The 18541-nt window shown below is 67.2% G+C and carries 18 protein-coding genes; 6 read left to right on the forward strand and 12 right to left on the reverse strand.

Going from position 1 to position 18541, the window contains the following annotated elements; all coding sequences use genetic code 11:
• Positions 1-12 precede the first annotated feature (12 nt).
• From PSQ39_RS08605 to PSQ39_RS08630, 6 genes are all read right to left on the reverse strand, one after another.
• Entirely contained in the window at positions 13-1425 is a 1413-nt protein-coding gene (locus tag PSQ39_RS08605) for a TAXI family TRAP transporter solute-binding subunit (RefSeq protein WP_273926325.1), read from the reverse strand.
• Positions 1426-1429: 4 nt separating this feature from the next.
• Positions 1430-2605 (reverse strand): P1 family peptidase, encoded by a 1176-nt coding sequence (locus PSQ39_RS08610; RefSeq protein WP_409242011.1) that lies wholly within the window; start codon positions 2603-2605, stop codon positions 1430-1432.
• A 118-nt stretch (positions 2606-2723) separates the two neighbouring features.
• On the reverse strand, positions 2724-4193 hold the full coding sequence (locus tag PSQ39_RS08615) for a multicopper oxidase family protein (protein ID WP_273926327.1): 1470 nt from the start codon (positions 4191-4193) through the stop codon (positions 2724-2726).
• Positions 4194-4195: 2 nt separating this feature from the next.
• On the reverse strand, positions 4196-5620 hold the full coding sequence (locus PSQ39_RS08620) for a TolC family protein (RefSeq protein ID WP_273926328.1): 1425 nt from the start codon (positions 5618-5620) through the stop codon (positions 4196-4198).
• A 226-nt stretch (positions 5621-5846) separates the two neighbouring features.
• The gene (locus PSQ39_RS08625) at positions 5847-6269 is read right to left on the reverse strand and encodes a hypothetical protein (RefSeq protein WP_273926329.1); all 423 of its coding nucleotides are present in this window, start codon (positions 6267-6269) and stop codon (positions 5847-5849) included.
• 41 nt (positions 6270-6310) lie between these two features.
• Positions 6311-8335, reverse strand: a complete 2025-nt coding sequence (locus PSQ39_RS08630) for a heavy metal translocating P-type ATPase (RefSeq protein ID WP_273926330.1) — start codon at positions 8333-8335, stop codon at positions 6311-6313.
• A 75-nt stretch (positions 8336-8410) separates the two neighbouring features.
• Here PSQ39_RS08630 and PSQ39_RS08635 point away from each other — a divergent pair, with 75 nt between their 5' ends.
• Positions 8411-8893, forward strand: a complete 483-nt coding sequence (locus PSQ39_RS08635) for a MerR family transcriptional regulator (protein WP_273926331.1) — start codon at positions 8411-8413, stop codon at positions 8891-8893.
• A 13-nt stretch (positions 8894-8906) separates the two neighbouring features.
• On the opposite strand, the gene PSQ39_RS08640 is transcribed toward PSQ39_RS08635, so the two are convergent.
• Positions 8907-9179, reverse strand: a complete 273-nt coding sequence (locus PSQ39_RS08640; RefSeq protein WP_273926332.1) for a hypothetical protein — start codon at positions 9177-9179, stop codon at positions 8907-8909.
• Between the two features lie 203 nt (positions 9180-9382).
• On the opposite strand from PSQ39_RS08640, the gene PSQ39_RS08645 reads away from it, so the two are divergent.
• The gene (locus PSQ39_RS08645) at positions 9383-10597 is read left to right on the forward strand and encodes an HD-GYP domain-containing protein (protein WP_273926333.1); all 1215 of its coding nucleotides are present in this window, start codon (positions 9383-9385) and stop codon (positions 10595-10597) included.
• 91 nt (positions 10598-10688) lie between these two features.
• Here PSQ39_RS08645 and PSQ39_RS08650 read toward each other — a convergent pair whose 3' ends face one another.
• Genes PSQ39_RS08650 through lptF form a run of 5 tightly spaced genes read right to left on the reverse strand, consistent with a single transcriptional unit; the run spans position 10689 to position 15514 of the window.
• On the reverse strand, positions 10689-11864 hold the full coding sequence (locus tag PSQ39_RS08650) for a pyridoxal phosphate-dependent aminotransferase (RefSeq protein WP_273926334.1): 1176 nt from the start codon (positions 11862-11864) through the stop codon (positions 10689-10691).
• A gap of 34 nt (positions 11865-11898) precedes the next feature.
• Positions 11899-12840, reverse strand: coding sequence for a CysB family HTH-type transcriptional regulator (locus PSQ39_RS08655; protein ID WP_273926335.1), 942 nt, complete (start codon positions 12838-12840; stop codon positions 11899-11901).
• 60 nt (positions 12841-12900) lie between these two features.
• Positions 12901-13257 carry a sirohydrochlorin chelatase gene (locus PSQ39_RS08660; protein ID WP_273926336.1) on the reverse strand — a complete coding sequence of 119 codons (357 nt, stop codon included), beginning with the start codon at positions 13255-13257 and terminating at the stop codon, positions 12901-12903.
• A gap of 41 nt (positions 13258-13298) precedes the next feature.
• The gene (gene lptG, locus PSQ39_RS08665) at positions 13299-14396 is read right to left on the reverse strand and encodes an LPS export ABC transporter permease LptG (RefSeq protein ID WP_273926337.1); all 1098 of its coding nucleotides are present in this window, start codon (positions 14394-14396) and stop codon (positions 13299-13301) included.
• The gene (lptF, locus tag PSQ39_RS08670) at positions 14393-15514 is read right to left on the reverse strand and encodes an LPS export ABC transporter permease LptF (protein WP_273926338.1); all 1122 of its coding nucleotides are present in this window, start codon (positions 15512-15514) and stop codon (positions 14393-14395) included. The genes lptG and lptF overlap by 4 nt, the downstream gene beginning before the upstream one ends.
• A 23-nt stretch (positions 15515-15537) precedes the next feature.
• On the opposite strand from lptF, the gene PSQ39_RS08675 reads away from it, so the two are divergent.
• The 4 genes from PSQ39_RS08675 to PSQ39_RS08690 all read left to right on the forward strand — a co-directional run.
• Positions 15538-17061 carry a leucyl aminopeptidase gene (locus PSQ39_RS08675; protein WP_273926339.1) on the forward strand — a complete coding sequence of 508 codons (1524 nt, stop codon included), beginning with the start codon at positions 15538-15540 and terminating at the stop codon, positions 17059-17061.
• The gene (locus tag PSQ39_RS08680) at positions 17058-17489 is read left to right on the forward strand and encodes a DNA polymerase III subunit chi (RefSeq protein WP_273926340.1); all 432 of its coding nucleotides are present in this window, start codon (positions 17058-17060) and stop codon (positions 17487-17489) included. Before PSQ39_RS08675 ends, PSQ39_RS08680 begins: the two co-directional genes overlap by 4 nt.
• Positions 17490-17491: 2 nt before the next feature.
• Positions 17492-17818: a hypothetical protein gene (locus PSQ39_RS08685; protein WP_273926341.1), complete on the forward strand. Its 327-nt coding sequence runs from the start codon at positions 17492-17494 to the stop codon at positions 17816-17818.
• A gap of 134 nt (positions 17819-17952) precedes the next feature.
• The coding region (locus PSQ39_RS08690) for a branched-chain amino acid ABC transporter substrate-binding protein (RefSeq protein ID WP_273926342.1) at positions 17953-18541 on the forward strand (589 nt) is incomplete at its 3' end.

The raw sequence follows: 18541 nt of genomic DNA on the forward strand, positions 1-18541 counted from the left end.
ACTCCGCCCGCCTCAGGCCCCAGGTGGCGCCGGAGGGCTGGCTTCTGTGCCCGCGGCAGGGGCTGGCGGCTGAAGGGGCGGCTGGCTGGCCGGGCCACCCGCCAGGCGCCTGCGCACCCACTGCAGGTGGCTGCGCAGGGCGTACAGCTCGTCGGTGTAGGACAGGGGCAGGTGGATTTGCGTGACCTGCTGCTCCACCTCGGCGAGCTCTTGCAACAAGGCTGCGGGCGTGGCCTCGCCTTGGTCCAGGCGGGCCTCGATGTCGCGCAGCCGGCCGTACCAGCGGAACACCCGCGACCGGACCCGGAAGGTGTAGAGCGGCGGGATCACCCGGCTCAGCGGCAGCACGATGGCCAGCACCACCCCCAGCGCCAGGCCCATGCGCTGCACCAGATTGGCCAGCCAGAAGGGCAGGTGGCGCTGCAGCCAGGACGGGCCCTCGGTGTAGGCGCGCTCGGCTTCGCGGCTCAGGGGCAGTTCGTTGTGGTTGAGGTTGGGGAACTCACCCGCGCGGTTGAACCAGCCGGCGTTGCCATGCAGGCTGCGCGCGGTCTGGGCAAACAGCTGCTGCAGCGCGGGGTGGGTATCAGCGCGAACCAGCAGCGAGGTGGTGGATGCCACCAGGCGCGCATCGCGCGAGGGGATGTCACGCGCCAGGTCGACCACCCCGCGAGGCAGGGTCACCGGCGTCAGGAAGGGAAAGCGGCGCGCATAGGCTTCGCTCTGCCCAAAAGCCATCAGAAACACGCCGGGCGTTTGGAGCAGCATCTGCACCAGAGGCGATTCAGGGGCGGACGCAAACACCACCGCGTCCAGCTCGCCCCCCAAAAAGGCCACGGTGGCGGGGGTTTGGGCCAGTTGAGACAGCTTCAAGGCGCTGGGCTCGACGCCATTGGCTTTGAGCAACTGCGTCATGAGCGCTGGGGCGCCACTGCCCTGGGCGCCCACATTGACCCGCAGGCCACGCAGCTGGGCCAGCGAGGTCAGAGGCCGGTTCGGGCCCACATGGCCGTAGGACGCGGGGCGGTAGAACACCCACAGCGGCTCCATGAATAGGCTGCCCAGGGATTGCAGCTCCTCGTCGGCTTCGGTGGGGTTGGCCGTGGCCGTGCCGCCTTGCACAAAGCCCAGGTCGGCTTGGCCCTCGGCCAGCAGTTGCAGGTTGGCGGCCGAACCGTCGGAGGGCAGCAGTTTGACTTCGATGCCCTCGCGCGCCAGCGCCTCGGCGTAGGCCTTGCCAAAGCGTTCGTAGGCGCTTTGTGCGGGGCCGGTGGCCAGGGTCACCTGGCGCGGCGGCGTCGGGTTGAGCCAGGTGTAGGCACCCCACAACAAGAGCACGGGCAGCAAGGCGATGGGCCCGGCCGACAGCAGAAGGTCGCGCAGGTTCAGCAGGTAGTAGCGCAGGGTGCGTGAGAGGCTGGACATGGGCTCAGTCCTTGGCCTGCTGGGCCTGCTGGGCCTTCTGGCGGGTCAAGTCGGGCGCCATGCCGGTGTCGGGGGGTGGCGCCAGGTCCAGTGCGGCTGGCAGGTGCAGGCCCTCGGCGGTGCGCAGGCCGCGCGCGGCCAGCACGGCGCGCACGGTGGCGCGGGCCATGGCTTCGGCGGCCATGGTGGCCAGCACCATCATGCCGGGAGAGTGGTCGGCCCGCCCCGTGGCCAGTGCGAACACGGTGTCGCCGTCGGACAAGGTGTGGACCGGGTTGATGCTGCGGGCCAGGCCGTCTTGCCCGGCCACGGCCAGGCGCTGGGCCTGGGCCTTGGTCAGCGGGGCATCGGTGGCGATCACGCCCAGGGTGGTGTTGGTGCCGGGCAGCAGGGGCCTGGGCGGCTCGCCGCGCAACAGGGCGCGGCGCGTGTCCAGCAGGCGGCGCCCATTGGCGGTGCGGGCGCCGGCCAACACACGGCCGGTGTCGGGGTCCAGCACGTCACCCAGGGCGTTGCAGGCCACCAGCGCGCCCACGGTGACGCCGTCCACCGTGACCGAGGCGGTGCCGATGCCGCCCTTCATGGCGCGGTGGATGCCAAAAATCTTGCCCACGGCCGCCCCCGTGCCCGCGCCCACATTGCCTTCGGCCGGGCGGCGCGTGCTGGCAGCTGCGCAGGCCGCGTAGCCAGCGGCGGCGTCGGGGCGGATGCGCATGTCGCCCACCAGCAGGTCAAACAGCACGGCAGCGGGCACGATGGGCAGGCGGCCGACGCCCACGTTGAAGCCCACGCCTTGCTCCTCCAGCCAGCGCACCGCGCCGCTGGCGGCGTCCAGGCCCCAGGCGCTGCCACCGGCCAAAACAATGGCGTGCACCTGCTGCACGAGGTTGGACGGGTCCAGCAGGTCGGTTTCGCGGGTGCCAGGGGCGGCGCCGCGCACGTCGACCCCGGCCACCGCGCCCTCGCGCGCCATCACCACCGTGCAACCGGTGGGCCGGCGCTCATCGGTGAAGTGGCCGACCTCGATGCCCGGCACGTCGGTGATGCTGCCCGGGCCTCGGCGGCGTGGCGTGCGCTGGGGCTGGGCTGGCCCGGCGGCCGTGGCCGACTTGGCTGCGGCGGGCTGGGGGGCCTTGCGTTGAGATGTGGCGGGCTGGGCGCGTGGGGTGGCTTGGGGCATGGTCGGCGGGGTGAACAGGTCGTGACGGGCCAGGGTGGGTGGGGCATGCCCAGCCTTGGGCTGGGGCATGACCCGGATCCTGCCGACGCTGATTATGGGTGCAGCGCCCGCAGGCGTTTCAGTGCTGGTGCGCCCCGGCGCCTGGTTTGCGCACCGAGGGCAGGGTGCTGTCGGGCAAGGCGCCCGCGGGCGTGGCTTCAGGGCTGCTGCTGGGGTGCTGGTGGCTGTGCATGGCGGCAGCGTCATGGCTTGCGGCAGGTGCGGCCGGGCTGGTGGGCTGGGCCGGGGCCTGGGGGGCCTCGGGCACCGGGCCGGTCCATTCGCGGGCCAGGGTGCCGGCGGGCGGCTGGTACCAGCCGGGGTCGCTGTGGTCGCCCGGCTTTTGGCCGCGCCGCACCTTGAGCAGGGTGAACATGCCCCCCATGTCCAGCGAGCCGTGGGGGCCGCGCCCGCCCATCATGGGCAGGGTGTTCTCGGGCAGGGGCATGCGCATGCTGCCCATTTCGGCCATACCGCGCTCCCCCATGGCCATGTAGCCCGGCACCAGGTTCTGGATCTTCTCCAGCACGGCGCTTTGGTCGACGCCGATCATGGTGGGCACGTTGTGGCCCATGGGGCCCATGGTGTGGTGGCTTTTGTGGCAGTGCAGGGCCCAGTCGCCTTCCTCGTCGGCCACGAACTCGATCTGCCGCATCTGGCCCACGCCCACGTCCGTGGTCACCTCGGGCCAGCGCGCCGTGGGCGGCACCGGTCCGCCGTCGGTGCCGGTGACGGTGAACTCGTGGCCGTGCAAGTGGATGGGGTGGTTGGTCATGGTCAGGTTGCCGACGCGGATGCGCACCTTGTCACCAAGCCGCACGTTGAGGCTGTCGATGCCGGGGAAGGTGCGGCTGTTCCAGGTCCAGAGGTTGAAGTCCAGCATGGTGTTGACCTGGGGCGTGGCGCTGCCGGGCTCGACGTTGTAGGACGCCATCAGGAAGGCGAAGTCCCGGTCCACCTTGGCAATCAGCGGGCTGGTCTGGCGTGGGTGGGTGATCCACAGGCCCATCAGGCCCATGGCCATCTGGGTCATTTCGTCGGCATGGGGGTGGTACATGAAGGTGCCGGGACGGCGCGCCACGAACTCATAGACCCAGGTCTTGCCGGGCTCGATGGCGGGCTGGGTCAGGCCGGCCACGCCGTCCATGCCGTTGGGCAGGCGCTGGCCGTGCCAGTGGACGGTGGTGGGTTCGGGCAGGCGGTTGCTGACGAACAGGCGCACGCGGTCGCCCTCGACCACCTCGATGGTGGGGCCCGGGCTTTGGCCGTTGTAACCCCACAGGCGCATTTGCATGCCGGGAGCGATCTCGCGCACCACGGGCTCGGCCACCAGGTGGAATTCCTTCACCCCCTGGTTCAGGCGCCAAGGCAGGGTCCAACCATTGAGCGTGAGCACGGGGGTGTAGCGTGTGCCTTCGGGCCGCCACGGTGTGCTGCCGCCGACGGGGGGCTGGTGCAGTTCGGGCAGGGCGGCCAGGGCGCTGCGGGCGACCGCCGCGCTGGCCAGGGTGCCGGCCACGGCACCCGAGAAAAATTGGCGTCTTTGCATGATCAATGTCCTGGTGTGGGGGCAGCGCTGGCAGCCGGGGCGTTGCTGCGCAACAGGTTGCCGCTGCTGGCTGGTGAGGTGTTGGCAGTGCCGCTCAGGGCCAGGCGCAGGTCGGTGTCGGCCAGCCAGAAGTCTCGTCGCGCCTCGATGGCCGCGTTCACGCTGAGGGCGTTTTGCCGCGCCTCGGCCAGCAGCTCCCAGACGCTGCTGAGCATGCCGTTGTAGCGCAGCAGGGTTTCGTCGGTGATTTGCCGCCGCAGGGGCAGGACCTCGGACTCCAGTTGGCGCGACACGGTCCAGGCACTTTGCCAGTCCTGCCAGCGGCCCCGCGCTTCGCTGCGCGCCAGCACGGCCACCTCGCGCACGCGGGCCTGGGCGAGGCGGAGTTGGGCCTCGCTGCGGGCCACACGGGCCTGGCCCTGGTCGAACAAGGGCAGGGGGACTTCGATTTCCACGCTGCGTTTGCTGTCGCGGCTGCCGGGCTGGGTGATGGTGTTGTAGCCCAGACCCAGCTCAAAAGCGCTGACATAGCCGGTGACGCGGGTGTAGCCCAGCGAGTCGGCGATGGCCTGGTACTCGCCTTGGGCGGCCCGCACATCCAGGCGCTCGCGCAAGGCTTGGGCCTCGTAGTCGGCCTCGGGCAGCAGTTCGCTGGGGGGGGCGGGCAGTTGCGCGGGCAGTTGCAGTGCGAGGCCGTCGTTCAGGCCCAGCAGACGGATCAGTTGCTCTCGGCTGGCTTGGGCCTGCAGGCGGGCGCGGGCACCTTGCACGCGGGCATCCTGGAGCGCGCTTTGCTCGCGCGCTTGTTGCAACCGGCTCCAGTTGCCAGCCTTGACCATCTGGCGACCCAGTTCGGCGCCGGCTTCGGCGGCCTCCTGCACCTGCAGCCAGTAGCGGGTGGCGTGCTGGGCCGCGACGGCACGCACCCAGGCGCGGCGCACCTCGGCGCTCAGGCGCAGCACCTCTTGGGCGGTTTGCAGGCGGGCCTGGGCCAGTTGGCGGTCTTGCCATTGCAGGCGCCAAGGCAGGGTGACCAGGCTCCAGAGGTCGATGCGCAGCAGGCGCTCGATCTCGGTCTGGCCGCCTTCACGCACCCGCCCCAGGCCCAGGCCGGGGTTGGGCAACAAGGCCATCTGTTGGCGTTGGGCCGCGGACACGTCCAGCGCCGCCAACTGGGCTTGCAGGCTGGGGCTGTTGAGCAGGGCCAGGCGCACCGCGGTGTCGGCCTCCAGCGCTTGGGCCAACAGGCTGGCCACGGCCTCGGAGTGCGCCTGGGGGCTCAGTCTTGGCGCGGGCCACTGCGTGGCGGCGGGGCCGCCGTGCTGCTGGACCAGCTCAGGGACTTGGGGGCTGGCCCCGGGGGGCAGTCCGCTGGCGCAGCCGGTCAGTGTGCCGATCAGCACCAGGGCCAGGGCTGGCCAAGCCATCCCGGCTCGGTGCCTGGCGCGAGGAGGGACGCCCAGGGTAGGGCGTGCGGGGTCAAGGTCATCCACCCAGGGACGGGGGAGGTGCATGGAAAGCTCCAAAGATCAGGGGCGGCCGATGTCAGGCCGATGGGCGCAACCCACCGAGGCCCTTGGGCTTCAGCGGCGGCGCAGGAGGGGGCGCCAAGCGACGCCCCTTCAGGCTTGGCGCAGGCCAAGCCGTCTGAAGTCAGGCGATGGGTGGCTTGAGGCGCGGGTTCAGGCAAGCGCTTTGAAAGCGGCCTTCGGCGCTGGGGGGCGTGGCAAAGCGCAGTGCTGGCAGCTGTTGGGCGTTGAGCTGGGGGCTGAGCAGGGCCAGGTGGCAGATCTGGCAGGCGGAACAGGCACCACCGTGGGTGGGGTGGGCGCTGTGGCTGGCGTCGGTCAGCCCAGGCTCAGGGGTGTCGGCCAGCTCATGGCAGGGCGGCGTCACGCCGTGAGTGGCATGGGCCGACATGGGCTTGGGCTCGGCGTCCAGGAGGTTCAGGCTCAGGGCCGTCGCAGCCCTGATGGGCACAGCGGCCTCACTGGACAGCCCCAGTGCCATGGCGTCGCCCAACCAGGCTCGCCAGGCGAGCAGCAGGATCAAGGCGATGAGGGCGGGGCGGCGCATCGCTCGATGATAAGCCTTCAGCCCGCCGCCCTGTCATGGCTTCAGGCCGGTCTGCGCAGCAGACGCAAGCCATTCATGATCACGATCAAACTGGCGCCCAGGTCAGCAAACACCGCCATCCACAGCGTGCCCAGGCCCGCGATGGCCAGCGCGGCAAACACCAACTTCAGGCCCAGGGCGATGCTGAGGTTTTGCAGCAGCACCCGGTGCGTGCGCTGCGACAGGCGAATGGTCTCGGCCAGGCGGCGCGGATCGTCGTTCATCAGCACGATGTCGGCGGCCTGGACCGCCACCCCGGTGCCGACGCCGCCCATGGCAAAGCCCAGCTCGGCGCTGGCCAGGGCCGGCGCGTCGTTGATGCCGTCGCCCGCCATGCCGACGGGGCCGTGGGTCTGGCGCAGCACGGCCAGGGCGGCCTGTTTGTCCTGCGGCATCAGCTCGGCGCGCCAGTCGCTCACTCCCGCTTGGCGGGCGATGGCGGCCACCGTGGCGGCGTTGTCGCCGCTGAGCAGCACCGGGTGGACACCGAGTGCGCGCAATTCGGCCACGGCCTGGGGGCTGTTGGGGCGCAGCGGGTCCGCCACGGCCAGCCAGCCCAACACTTGGCGATCGCAGCTGACCCAGGACAGGCTGCGCGCCTGAGCGCTTTGCTCGGCGGCCACGCCGTCCAAGGTGGGCGACCAGTCGCAGTGGCTTTGCAGCCAGCGCTGGCTGCCCAGCCGCCAGCAGCGGCCCTGGTCCCACAGTTCCAGGCCTTGGCCGCTGAGGGTGCTGGGCAGGGCTTGGCCGGTCTGGGTTGGGCCGAGTTGGACGCTCAAGCCTGCGGCGATGGCTTGCGCCACCGGGTGGGTGGAGGCCCGGGTCAATGCCAAGGCCTGGGGGCGCCAATCGGTGCCCGGCTGCGCGGGCGGGGGCAAGACGTCCCCCTGGGTCACCAGCACGGGCTTGCCCTGGGTCAGGGTGCCGGTTTTGTCCAGGCCCATCACACGCAGGTGGCGTGCGGCTTCCAGGTGCTGGCCGCCCTTGATCAGGATGCCGCGCCGGGCCGCCGCCGTGAGGCCGCTGACCAGGGTGACGGGGGTGGAGATCACCAGGGCGCAGGGGCAGGCGATGACCAGCAGCACCAGGGCGCGGTAAAAGGCCTCGGACCAAGCCCAGCCCACAACCAGGGGCCCCAACAAGGCCACCGCCACAGCCAAGGCCAGCACGCTGGGCGTGTAGATGCGGGCAAAGCGGTCCACCCAACGCTGCGTGGGCGCGCGCGAGGTTTGCGCGGCCTGCACCGCCTGGACCACCCCGTCCAGCGTGCTTTGCCCCGAAGCCTGGGTCACGCGCAGCTGCAAGGCGGCTTGCTGGTTCAGGCTGCCGGCCAGCAGGCGGTCGCCAGGCCCTTTGTCCACGGGCAGGCTTTCGCCGGTGAGGGGCGACTCGTCCACGGCGCTGCGGCCTTGCAACACTTGGCCATCCAGGGGCACCCGCTCACCTGCGGGCAGCAGGACGACCGCCCCGACCGATACCTGGGCCAGGGGCTGCGCCAGCCAGCGACCGTCTGCTTGCTGGACCTGGGCGGTGGCGGGCACCAGTTGCAGCAGGGCCGAGATGGCGTGCCGCGCACGGTCGGCCGCGCGGTGTTCCAGGGTTTCCGCCAAGGCGTAGAGGGCCATCACCATGCCGGCCTCAGCCCACTGGCCGATCAGCAGGGCGCCCGCCACGGCCACGGCCATCAGGGCTTCGATGCTGATGCGGCCGTGGCGCAGCGCTTTCACGCCGCTCCACCACGTGCCCAGCCCCGCCAGGGCGATGGCCATCACGGCCAGGCTTTGCGCCGCCCAAGGGCTGGCCAGCCAGCTTGGACTGGGGGCCAGCAGGGGAAGCAATTCAGCGCCTGTTGCCGCGATCAGCGCCGCGCCCAGGCGCCAGGGGCCGGGTAGGCCCTGACCATGGTCATGGTCATGGTCGTGGTCGTGGTCGTGGTCCGCAGGCGCGGCCTGGCAGGGGCCGGGGCATGGTGCGTCCGGTGGTGTTGGTGGGTGGTTCGCATGGGGGGCGTGGGGCTTGGAAGTCATGAAGGCATTGGAAACCCTGAAGTGACTTCAGGGTCAAGGCCTAAGATGCCGTCTTTTTGAGACAAGGCAAAACCCATGTCTTCACCAACCCACACCAGTGCACCCGTGTGGCGCATTGGCGAGATTGCCCAGCGCTCCGGGGTGTCGGTGGCCAATGTGCGCTACTACGAACGCGAGGGCTTGCTGGACCCCGCACCGCGCCGTGACAACCAGTACCGCGTGTACGGCGAGGGCGAATTGCAGCGCCTGCGCTTCATCCGCCTGTGCCGCTCCTTCGACATGTCGCTGGATGAGGTGCGCACCTTGCTGGCCCTGGACCTCACGCGCGCCGAAGACTGCCAGCGTGCCCAGCAGGCGGTGCAGGCTCATTTGCAGCACGTGCAGGCCCGCCTGGCCGAGCTGCGCGGTCTGGAAGCCCAGTTGCAGCATTTGGAGGCCCATTGCGCGGGCGAGGGGCCGCGTTGCAGCCTGATCGAGGCCCTCCATCAGCAAGCCCGCCAATTGCCGACCGAGCCGCAGATCAGCGGGTTGGGCCGGGGTGTGGGCCGGCACGTTTGATCGGTGGGTCGGCTCAGCTCAGCCGTTGCCGGGCTTTGGCCACCCAGCCGTGCAGGTGATCTGCCAGGTCTTTTTGGCTGAACGAGCAGCTTTCTTCGGTGATCAAAGCGGCGGACTCCAAGCGGTCCAGCAGTTGGTGCAGCACCGTCTCGAACTGGGGCGGCAAAGCGGCCAGCAACAGGCCCTGGCTTCGGGCGGTTTGGCTGAGGGTCGCGATGCTGATCGCGCCTTGGCCCCACTGCTGGAGTTGGGATTCAAAAAGTTGGAGTTGATCGTGAGCGCTCATGAATAGTGCGGGCTGTGTCGGGCTGGCAGGGCCAGCCTGGGCGGCGTAGGCCATGAGTTGGGACAGATTTTTGACCAAATCAGGGCTGTGACAAGACACAGCCCCTTGGCTCATGGCATGCTAATGGTTTCGGCGCTATTCCGTTCATCGGAATCGCACACCGGCCATGCTGCCGGGCCGGCCAGGACTCCCGATCTCACACCATGTTGAAACTCATCACCGCCGAGCAACTGCAGCTGGGCATGTACCTGCATAAATTTGGTGGGTCCTGGTTGAAGCACCCCTTTTGGCGCTCGGCTTTTCTGCTGGAGGACGTCAAAGACCTCAACGCCATTGTGGCCAGCGGCATCAACGAGATTTGGATTGACATCTCCAAAGGCTGTGATGTCGCACAAGCCGCACAGGCGGGTCAACCCGCCCCAGAGGCCGTGCCAGAAGCACCCGCCGTGTTGGTGCCCAAGCGCGTGCCGCCCGCACCCACCAGCATGGGGCAGGAGTTGGTGCACGCCAAAAAGATCCTTTTGCAAAGCCGCGATGCGGTGACCAGCCTGTTCAACGACGTGCGCATGGGCAAGGCCATTGACGTCAATGGCGCCGCCCCCTTGGTGGAAGAAGTCACCTCTTCGGTGATCCGCAATCCGGGCGCCTTGGTCAGCATCGTGCGCTTGAAGAACCGAGACGATTACACCTACCTGCACTCGGTGGCCGTGTGCGCGCTGATGGTGGCCTTGTCACGTCAGCTGGGGCTGGACGAGGCGCAGACCCGTGACGCAGCCATGGGCGGCCTGATGCACGACCTGGGCAAGGCCATGATGCCGCTGGAGGTGCTCAACAAGCCTGGCAGCTTGACCGAAGCGGAGTACGCCATCATGAAGAGCCACCCCGAAGAGGGTTGGCGCCTGCTGCGCGAAGGCGGTGGGGCCAGCGAGGCCACCCTGGACATTGCCCTGCACCACCACGAGAAAGTGGACGGCTCGGGCTACCCGCACAAGCTGCAAGGCGAGGGCATCCAATTGCTGTCACGCATGGGTGCGGTGTGCGATGTGTACGACGCCATCACCTCGAACCGACCTTACAAAGCCGGCTGGGATCCGGGCAGCTCGATTCGCCGCATGAACTCCTGGGCCGGCCATTTTGACCCGGTGATCATGAAGGCCTTCATCCGCAGCATCGGCATCTACCCCGTGGGGGCTTTGGTGCGGCTGGAGTCAGGCCGTCTGGGGGTGGTGACCGAGCAGCACGCGACCTCCTTGTTGACCCCAAAGGTGACCGCGTTCTTTTCGACCAAATCCAACGAACCCATTCCCCGCGTGGTGCTGGACCTGTCCTCGCCCAGCTGCCGCGAAAAAATCGTGGCGGTGGAGGACAAAGAAAAATGGGGCTTCAAGTACCTGGACGAAATCTGGTCCGAAACCTGAGCCCCTGGGGCACCCCGAGGCGCTCTGGATGGGCTGGCCGGCCCCCACCCCGCAAGGGGTGCGGGCACATGCTAGGCCAGGGGCCCAGCCCTCAGAGCTTGGCCAGTCGGTCCAGCGCGGCGATGAGGGTTTCGTCCTTCTTGGCAAAGCAAAAACGCACCACGCGTTGGTCAAAGCCGTCGCCGTAAAAGGCCGACAGCGGGATGGCCGCGACACCGATCTCGCGCGTCAGCCACTGGGCAAAGTCGGCTTCACCCAGGTCGCTGACCTCTGAAATGTCCACGCACTGGAAGTAGCTGCCCTCGCTGGGCAGCAGCTTGAAGCGCGTGCGTGCCAGGCCGGCGCGGAACAGGTCGCGCTTGTGCTGGTAGAAGGCCGGCAGGTCCAGGTAGGGCTTGGGGTCGGCCATGTACTGGGCCAGCGCGTGCTGCACCGGGGTGTTGACGGTGAACACATTGAACTGGTGCACCTTGCGGAATTCGGCGCTGAGCGCTGCGGGGGCGGCTACGTAGCCGACCTTCCAACCGGTGACATGGTAGGTCTTGCCAAAGCTCGACACGATGAAGGCGCGCGCAGCCAAGCCAGGGAAGCGGGCCGCGCTCTGGTGCGTCTGGCCGTCGAACACCATGTGTTCGTAGACTTCATCGCTGATCAGGAAGATGTCGGTCGGGGCCAGCAACTCTTGCAGGCGCAGCATGTCTTGCTGGCTCCACACGGTGGCGCTGGGGTTGTGCGGCGAGTTGATCAGGATGGCGCGGGTGCGCGGGCTCATGGCCGCAGCGATGCGGTCGAAGTCCGGCCGGAAGGTGCCCGGGGTGAGGGGCACGCGCACCACCACGCCGCCCGCCAGCTCGATGTTGGGCACATAGCTGTCATAGCAGGGCTCGAGCACGATGACCTCGTCACCGGGGCGCACGATGGCCAGGATGGCCGTGATGATGGCCTGCGTCGCGCCGGCGGTGACCGTGATCTCGTCGGCCGCGCGGTAGTGGTGGCCGTGCAGGGCCTCGATCTTGCGGGAAATCGCTTCGCGCAAGGCCGGGACGCCCGCCATGGGCGGGTATTGGTTCAGGCCCTGCTGCATGGCCGCTGTCACGTCATTGACCAGCTTGGGGTCGCAGTTGAAATCGGGAAAGCCTTGGCCGAGGTTGACCGCGCCGGTCTCGGCGGCCAGGGCCGACATCACGGTGAAGATGGTGGTGCCGACGGCGGGCAGCTTGGTTTGCAGCGGCGGGGTGCGGACGGAGGCGGTGTCAAGGGTCGTCATGGCAGCGGTGCAGGGCAGGTTGAGGTGGTTGAACTCAGAGTTCGTAGTCGTTGATGTGGCCGCTCAGGGCCTTGGAGATCAGGTCACGGCTGAGGCGGTCGCTCAGCAGTTCGGCAAACTTGAACACGAAGTTGCGCAGGTAGGCGCTGCGCTTGAAGGCCACACGGGCCACGTTCTGACCAAACAGGTGGCCCATGGGGCGCACCGCCAGGTCACCAATGGGGTCGTCGCGCACTGCCATCTCGGCCACGATGCCTACCCCCAAACCCAGTCGCACATAGGTTTTGATGACGTCGGAGTCGATCGCTTCCAGCGCGATGCGTGGCTGCAGCTTCTTGGCTGCAAAGGCGTTGTCCACCCGGGTCCGTCCCGTGAAGGAGGGGTGGTACGTGATGATGGGCTCGCCGGCGATGTCTTCGAGGCTGATGCGCTCTTTTTGCACCAGAGGGTGGTCCGGGGGCAGCACCAAGACGTGTTGCCATTCGTAGCAAGGCAGGGTGACCAGGTCGGCGTAGTCGGCCAGGGACTCGGTGGCGATGCCGATTTCAGCCACCTCGTCGAGCAGCATCTTGGCCACTTGGTCGGGCGCGCCCTGGTGCAGGCTGACATTGACTTTGGGGTAGGCCTCACGCAGGCGCGCCACCGGCACCGGCAGCACATAACGGGCTTGGGTGTGGGTGGTCGCAATGGACAGGGTGCCGCTGTCCTGGGCGCTGAACTGCTCGCCGATGCGGCGCAGGTTGCCGACCTCACGCATGATCAGCTCAATGCTTTTGAGCACATGCTGGCCTGGCTCGGTGATGCGTTTGAGGCGCTTGCCATGGCGGGCGAAAATTTCCACGCCCAACTCTTCTTCCAGCTCGATGATGGCCTTGGACACGCCAGGCTGCGAGGTGTGCAGCGCCTTGGCGGCTTCGGTGAGGTTCAGGTTGCGGCGGGCCGCCTCCTGGACAAAGCGGAATTGGTGCAAATTCATAACGAATATCGCCTAAAGAGGCTTTTCATTATGCTGCAAAAGTCTATTGATTTGACCAGTTCAGCCCAGGGCAACCTGGGCCAGGGCGTCGACGATCTGGGGGTTTTCGCCCACTGCGGCACACAGTTCGAACTCGACTTGAGGGTGCTGCTCGTGCAAGGTCTGCATCAGCAGGGGCAGGTCTTCACGCGCGTGCCGGCCCACGCCCAGGAACATGGGCACCACACGCAGGCGTTGGGCGCCAGCGGCCACCAAGGCGGCGGCGGTTTCGGGCAGGTCGGGCCGGGTCAGCTCGAGGTAGGCGCAGCGCACCTCGACATCAGGGGAACGCTCGCGCATGCGCTGGGCCACCGCTTCAATCGGGCGGGCCCAGGCCGGGTCGCGCGAGCCATGGGCAAAAAGAATCACGGCATGCATGGGGCAGCGCTTTCAGGGTCAGGGGAAAAGGGGCGCGGGCCTCAGCGGCGCAGCACCAGCCAGCCAAACGCGGCCAGCGACAGCAGGGAGTAAATCATCCCCGGCGAGGCCGCGACCAGCCAGGGCGTCCAGTTCTGCAGGTTGCCGATGTAGCCAAACACGTTGTTGAGCAGGAAGAAGCTGATGCCGGCCATCACCCCACCGAACACATAGGCGGCAATGCCGCCGGATCGGAAGTGCAGGTAGGCAAAAGGCAGGGCCAGCACCACCATCACCAGGCAGCTCAGGGGGTAGAAGACCTTGCGCCAGAACTCGATCTCGTAGCTTTGCGCGCTCTGGCCGTTCGCATCCAAATGCTGGATGTACTGGAACAGGTCGATGGTGCGCATCCGGTCCGGCTTGAGCAAGGCGGCCGAGGCCATCTCGGCGCTGATGCGGGTGGGCCAGCGGTACTCGGCCATGTCCGAGGGCTCGACACGGGCGCGTTCTTGCTCGGTGTTGCGGAATTCGACCCGGTGCACCTTGAGCAGGAGCCAGGCGTCATCTTGGTTGAAGCGGCCATTTTCGGCATTGGTCATGGAGACCATGCGGCCCTGGTTGTCAAATTCAAAGATGCGGATTTTCTGCATGTCGCCTTCGGGCGTCATGCGGGCGATGTTGACCGCGTAAGAGCTGTAGTCCTGCTTCTCCTTCATCCAGGCGCCGGTCTGGCCGGTGGTCAGGCGGCCTTGGTAGCGCGCTTTCATCAGCTGGGCCACGCGTTCGGTGGCCGGGGCCAGGTAGTCGCCCACGGCAAAGGTGGTGACCACAAAAGCCAGGCCCAACACGAGCAGGGTGCGCAGTGCCTTCCAGGGCCCCAATCCGCTGGTGCGCAGGATGGTGAACTCAGAACTCTGGGCCAGGCTGGCCATCACGAAGATGGTGCCGATCAAGACCGTGATCGGGAACAGCTCGTACAGGTGGCTGGGCATGGCGAGTGCCACATAGATCAGTGCCTGGGTGATGTGGTAGCCGCCTTGGTTGACCCAGCGCAGTTCGTCCACCAGGTCAAAAAAGAAGAACAGCGCCAAAAAGCCCAAGGTCACAAAGGTCACTGAGCTGAGCACCTCGCCATACAGGTAGCGGCGGATGGTTTTCATCGGGCGCTCCCTTCATCGCTCAGTCGGCGGTTGGCCCGCACCCGCAGCCATTGGCGCCAGCTCCAGTTGTAGTGGCGCTGGATCAGCAAGGCGGCGCCCATCAAGGCCGCGCCGCCGTGCAGCAAGGCCATGAACTTGAGCATGGGGATGGAGCTGTTGCTGACCCAGTTCTGGCCCAGGTTGATGAAGTTGTAGTACACGATGAAGGCAAACAGGGCGAACACCAGGCTGCCGGTGCGCCCGGCGCGCGGGTTGACCACCGACACCGCCAGGGCCAGCACCACAAAATTGAAGCCGGCCAGGGCCAGACCCAGACGCCAACTCAGCTCACCCTGGTTGACCGGGCTGGGCTCTTTGAGCAGCTTGAGGGTGGACAAGGCCTTGGTCGGACCGCCGTCGGATTCGGTCAGCACATTGCTGGCCACCCGGGTGCCGTATTCGCTGAAGTCGCTCAGTTTGACGCTGCCGTCGGCCAGCAACTGCTCCATGCGTTGGCCTTGGCTGAGCAGCACGAAACGGTCCTGCCCAATGGTTTCAATGCGTGCGCTGCGGGACGAGGTGACTGCCTCTTGGCCGCGCTCCAGGGCCGCAATGAAGACGTTGTTGCCGGTGTTGGCGTCGTTGCTTTGCTTGTCGACAAAGAACACCCGGGTGCCATTGGCCGACTCCTGGAACTGCCCTGGGGCAATGCGTTCGACGTCGCCGCGTTTCTCGTAGTGGTCACGCATGCCCTGCACCTGTTGGTTGGACCAAGGCCATCCCACCAGCGCCAACACGGCAATGACCAGCAACACCGGCCAGGCGAAGCGAAACAGCGGCGCGACAAAGCTGGCGAGGCCACGTCCGCTGGCAAACCAGATCACCATTTCGCTGTCGCGGTACATGCGCGACAAGGTGCCGACGATGGCCACAAACAGGCTCAGCGCGAGGATGGTGGGCAGGTGGCCCAGCACCGTGTAACCCATGACCATCATCACATCAGAGGGGTTGACGGCCCCGCGCGAGGCCTGGCCCAGGGTGCGGATCAGCATCATGGTCATCACCACGGTGGCCAGCACCACCAGGGTGGCGCCAAAGCTGCGGGCCAGTTCCTTGCGAATGGATGAATGGAATAACATAAGGCGGAGATAAAAGGGTGATTATGAACTTTGAACTGAAACCCCTGAGCCTGGCGGCGGCCGTCAACGAGAAGGCCGACCTGCTGTTGGTTCTGGTGAGCGACCCGGTCAAGCCGGGCAAGGATGCGCTGTCCAGCGTTTTGGCCCACGCCCTCAAGGCCGAAGATTTCGTGCCCAAGGCCGGGCGCTTGCTCAGTGCCTACCGCCTGCCGGCTGTGCAGACGACCCGGGTGGTCTATGCGGGCATCGGTGACGCCAGCCCCAAGCCGGTGCGCCAAGGCGTGCTGGCGGGTCTGGGCGCGGTGCGGGCCGACTCGGTCAAGCGCGTGCTGGTGCTGCCGGCCGACGGTCAGTTGTCCGAAGCGGCCTTGCGCGCTGTGGTGTTGGCCGTCGCCGACGGCAGCTACAGCTACACCTTGACCAAGTCGCGCCCGGAAGCGCGCCAATTGCAAAAAATCACCATCGGCCTGACCGAAGTCAGTGCTGAGCAGCGCGCCGCCCTGGCCCTGGCTGAGGCCACGGTGCACGGTGTTGAAGTCGCCAAGGAATGGGGCAACCGCCCCGCCAACCACGCCACACCCACCCACTTGGCCGCGGCGGCCAAGGCGCTGGCCAGCCGGGGTTCGGGCCTGCAATGCGAGGTGCTGTTGCCGCGTGATGTGGCCAAGCTGGGCATGGGCTCCTTCATGGCCGTGGCGCGTGGCTCTGAAGAAGAACTGCGTTTCATTGTGCTGCGCTACCAGGGTGCTGCGCGCACCGAAGCCCCCGTGGTGCTGGTGGGCAAGGGCATCACCTTTGACACCGGCGGCATCTCCATCAAGCCCGCGGGTGAAATGGACGAGATGAAGTTCGACATGTGCGGGGCTGCCAGCGTGCTGGGCACCTTCCGTGCTTTGAGCGAACTCAAGCCGGCCATCAATGTGATCGGCTTGATCCCGACCTGCGAGAACATGCCCGATGGCCGCGCCCTCAAGCCCGGTGATGTGGTCACCAGCATGAGCGGTCAAACCATCGAAGTGCTCAACACCGACGCCGAAGGCCGCCTGATCCTGTGCGATGCCTTGACCTATGCCGAGCGTTTCAAGCCGCGCGCGGTGGTCGACATTGCGACCCTGACCGGGGCTTGCGTCGTGGCCCTGGGCGCGGTGCGCTCGGGTTTGTTCTCCACCGACGACGCCTTGGCCATCGCTTTGCAAAACGCGGGTGAGCAAGCACAAGACCTGGCCTGGCGCCTGCCGCTGGATGAGGACTATGCCGAAGGCCTGAAGTCCAACTTTGCCGATGTCGCCAACGTGGGCGGTCGGGCAGGCGGCGCCATCACGGCGGCCAAGTTCCTGCAACGCTTTGCCACGCGCTTTCCTTGGGCCCACCTGGACATCGCCGGCACGGCCTGGAAGAGCGGCGGCGCCAAGGGCGCCACGGGCCGTCCCGTGGGCCTGCTGTTGACGTATCTGCTGGCCCAAGCTCAGGCGGTACAGACCGCTGCGGCGCCTGCGGTGGCTGCCAAGCCACGTCGCAAGACGGCCGCCGCCGCCAAGAAGGCATGACGGAAGTCGCTTTTCACTTCAACATGCCGCAGAAGCTGCCCTATGTGCTGCGGCTGTTGCGCAAGGCGGTGCAGGCTGGCGCCCGGGTGACCGTGACCGGGGAGCCCGCCCAGCTGCGTGTGGTGGACAGCCGACTGTGGGAGTTGGCCCCGCATGAGTTCGTGCCGCACTGCACGGCCGAGGCGGATGCCCATGTGCTGGCCCATTCGCCCGTGCTCCTGACGGCCGATTTGGCGGTGCAAAGTCGCCCGCAGGTGCTGGTCAATGTCGGCCCTCAGGTGCCTCAGGGCTTTGAGCGCTTCGAGCGGGTGATCGAAATGGTCAGCCTGGAAGACGCCGACCGCCAGGCGGGCAGGGCCCGCTGGCGGCATTACGCCGACCGGGGTTACGCCATCGTGCGGCACGATATCGCGGTCAAAGGAGCTTGATCATGTCGCTGCCGCCCCGTACGCCTCCCAAGTTCGTGCCCACCTTGACCGAAGTGGTCGAGGTGCCCGTGCCCAGTGCGGTGCCCATCGCCTCGGCACCGCCGCTGGACTTGGTGGCTTTTGAAGAACAGTTGTTGCACCGTGTCATGCAACGCCTGGATGCACTGCTGGAGCAGCGGGTGCAGCAGGCCTTGGCTCGGGTGGTGGAAGAGCAGACGCGCAGCGTGGTGCCCCGCTTGCGTGAGGAGCTGGAGACGGTGTTGGGCCATGCCTTGAGCGAGGTCTTGGCGCAGGAGCTTGCCGGGGCTGGCCCTCGCCGTGGCGAGTGACTTTGACCCTGCGCAGGGTTTGCATGTTGTTTTTCGATGACTAGCGTGTTCCCTGATGTTGACGCAGCGTAAATTGAGCTATCGTCCGCGCCACTGAGTCACGCTCGTTCTCAGACCTTTTCCGGAGTCAATCTATGCAAATCAAGTTGAAACTCACCGCTGTCGCCGCCTTGGCTGTTTTGGCAGGTGCTGCCTCTGCGCAAGACGTGCAAGTCGTGAAGATCGGTCACGTCGCCCCGATGTCGGGCGCCCAGGCCCACTACGGCAAGGACAACGAAAACGGCGCCCGCCTGGCCGTGGAAGACCTGAACACGCAAAACATCGTGATCGGTGGCAAGAAGATCAAGTTCGAGCTGGCCGCTGAAGACGACGCCGCCGATCCCAAGCAAGGCACCGCCGCTGCCCAAAAGCTGTGCGACGCCAAGGTCGCTGGCGTGGTCGGTCACCTGAACTCGGGCACCACCATCCCCGCTGCCAAGGTCTACAACGACTGCGGCATCCCCCACATCACCGGCGCGGCCACCAACCCCAACCTGACCAAGCCCGGCTACAAGACCACCTACCGCATCATCTCCAACGACAACGCCCTGGGCGCTGGCTTGGCGTTCTACGCGGCCGATGCCTTGAAGCTCAAGCGCATTGCCGTGGTCGATGACCGCACCGCTTACGGTCAAGGCGTGGCCGATGTGTTCAAGAAGATCGCGGCCAGCAAGGGCATCACGA

Source organism: Curvibacter microcysteis (assembly GCF_028649455.1).
Classification (GTDB): Bacteria; Pseudomonadota; Gammaproteobacteria; order Burkholderiales; family Burkholderiaceae_C; genus Curvibacter; species Curvibacter microcysteis.

Bases quoted from the DNA above. Each gene is read 5' to 3' on its own strand.
- lptG (WP_273926337.1), bottom strand. From the start codon at position 14,396: ATGAAAACCATCCGCCGCTACCTGTATGGCGAGGTGCTCAGCTCAGTG.
- PSQ39_RS08625 (WP_273926329.1), bottom strand. From the start codon at position 6,269: ATGCGCCGCCCCGCCCTCATCGCCTTGATCCTGCTGCTCGCCTGGCGA.
- PSQ39_RS08645 (WP_273926333.1), top strand. From the start codon at position 9,383: ATGTTGAAACTCATCACCGCCGAGCAACTGCAGCTGGGCATGTACCTG.
- PSQ39_RS08685 (WP_273926341.1), top strand. From the start codon at position 17,492: ATGTCGCTGCCGCCCCGTACGCCTCCCAAGTTCGTGCCCACCTTGACC.
- PSQ39_RS08655 (WP_273926335.1), bottom strand. From the start codon at position 12,840: ATGAATTTGCACCAATTCCGCTTTGTCCAGGAGGCGGCCCGCCGCAAC.
- PSQ39_RS08660 (WP_273926336.1), bottom strand. From the start codon at position 13,257: ATGCATGCCGTGATTCTTTTTGCCCATGGCTCGCGCGACCCGGCCTGG.
- PSQ39_RS08635 (WP_273926331.1), top strand. From the start codon at position 8,411: ATGTCTTCACCAACCCACACCAGTGCACCCGTGTGGCGCATTGGCGAG.
- lptF (WP_273926338.1), bottom strand. From the start codon at position 15,514: ATGTTATTCCATTCATCCATTCGCAAGGAACTGGCCCGCAGCTTTGGC.
- PSQ39_RS08630 (WP_273926330.1), bottom strand. From the start codon at position 8,335: ATGACTTCCAAGCCCCACGCCCCCCATGCGAACCACCCACCAACACCA.
- PSQ39_RS08605 (WP_273926325.1), bottom strand. From the start codon at position 1,425: ATGTCCAGCCTCTCACGCACCCTGCGCTACTACCTGCTGAACCTGCGC.
- PSQ39_RS08640 (WP_273926332.1), bottom strand. From the start codon at position 9,179: ATGAGCGCTCACGATCAACTCCAACTTTTTGAATCCCAACTCCAGCAG.
- PSQ39_RS08675 (WP_273926339.1), top strand. From the start codon at position 15,538: ATGAACTTTGAACTGAAACCCCTGAGCCTGGCGGCGGCCGTCAACGAG.
- PSQ39_RS08650 (WP_273926334.1), bottom strand. From the start codon at position 11,864: ATGACGACCCTTGACACCGCCTCCGTCCGCACCCCGCCGCTGCAAACC.
- PSQ39_RS08610 (WP_409242011.1), bottom strand. From the start codon at position 2,605: ATGCCCCAAGCCACCCCACGCGCCCAGCCCGCCACATCTCAACGCAAG.
- PSQ39_RS08680 (WP_273926340.1), top strand. From the start codon at position 17,058: ATGACGGAAGTCGCTTTTCACTTCAACATGCCGCAGAAGCTGCCCTAT.
- PSQ39_RS08615 (WP_273926327.1), bottom strand. From the start codon at position 4,193: ATGCAAAGACGCCAATTTTTCTCGGGTGCCGTGGCCGGCACCCTGGCC.
- PSQ39_RS08620 (WP_273926328.1), bottom strand. From the start codon at position 5,620: ATGGCTTGGCCAGCCCTGGCCCTGGTGCTGATCGGCACACTGACCGGC.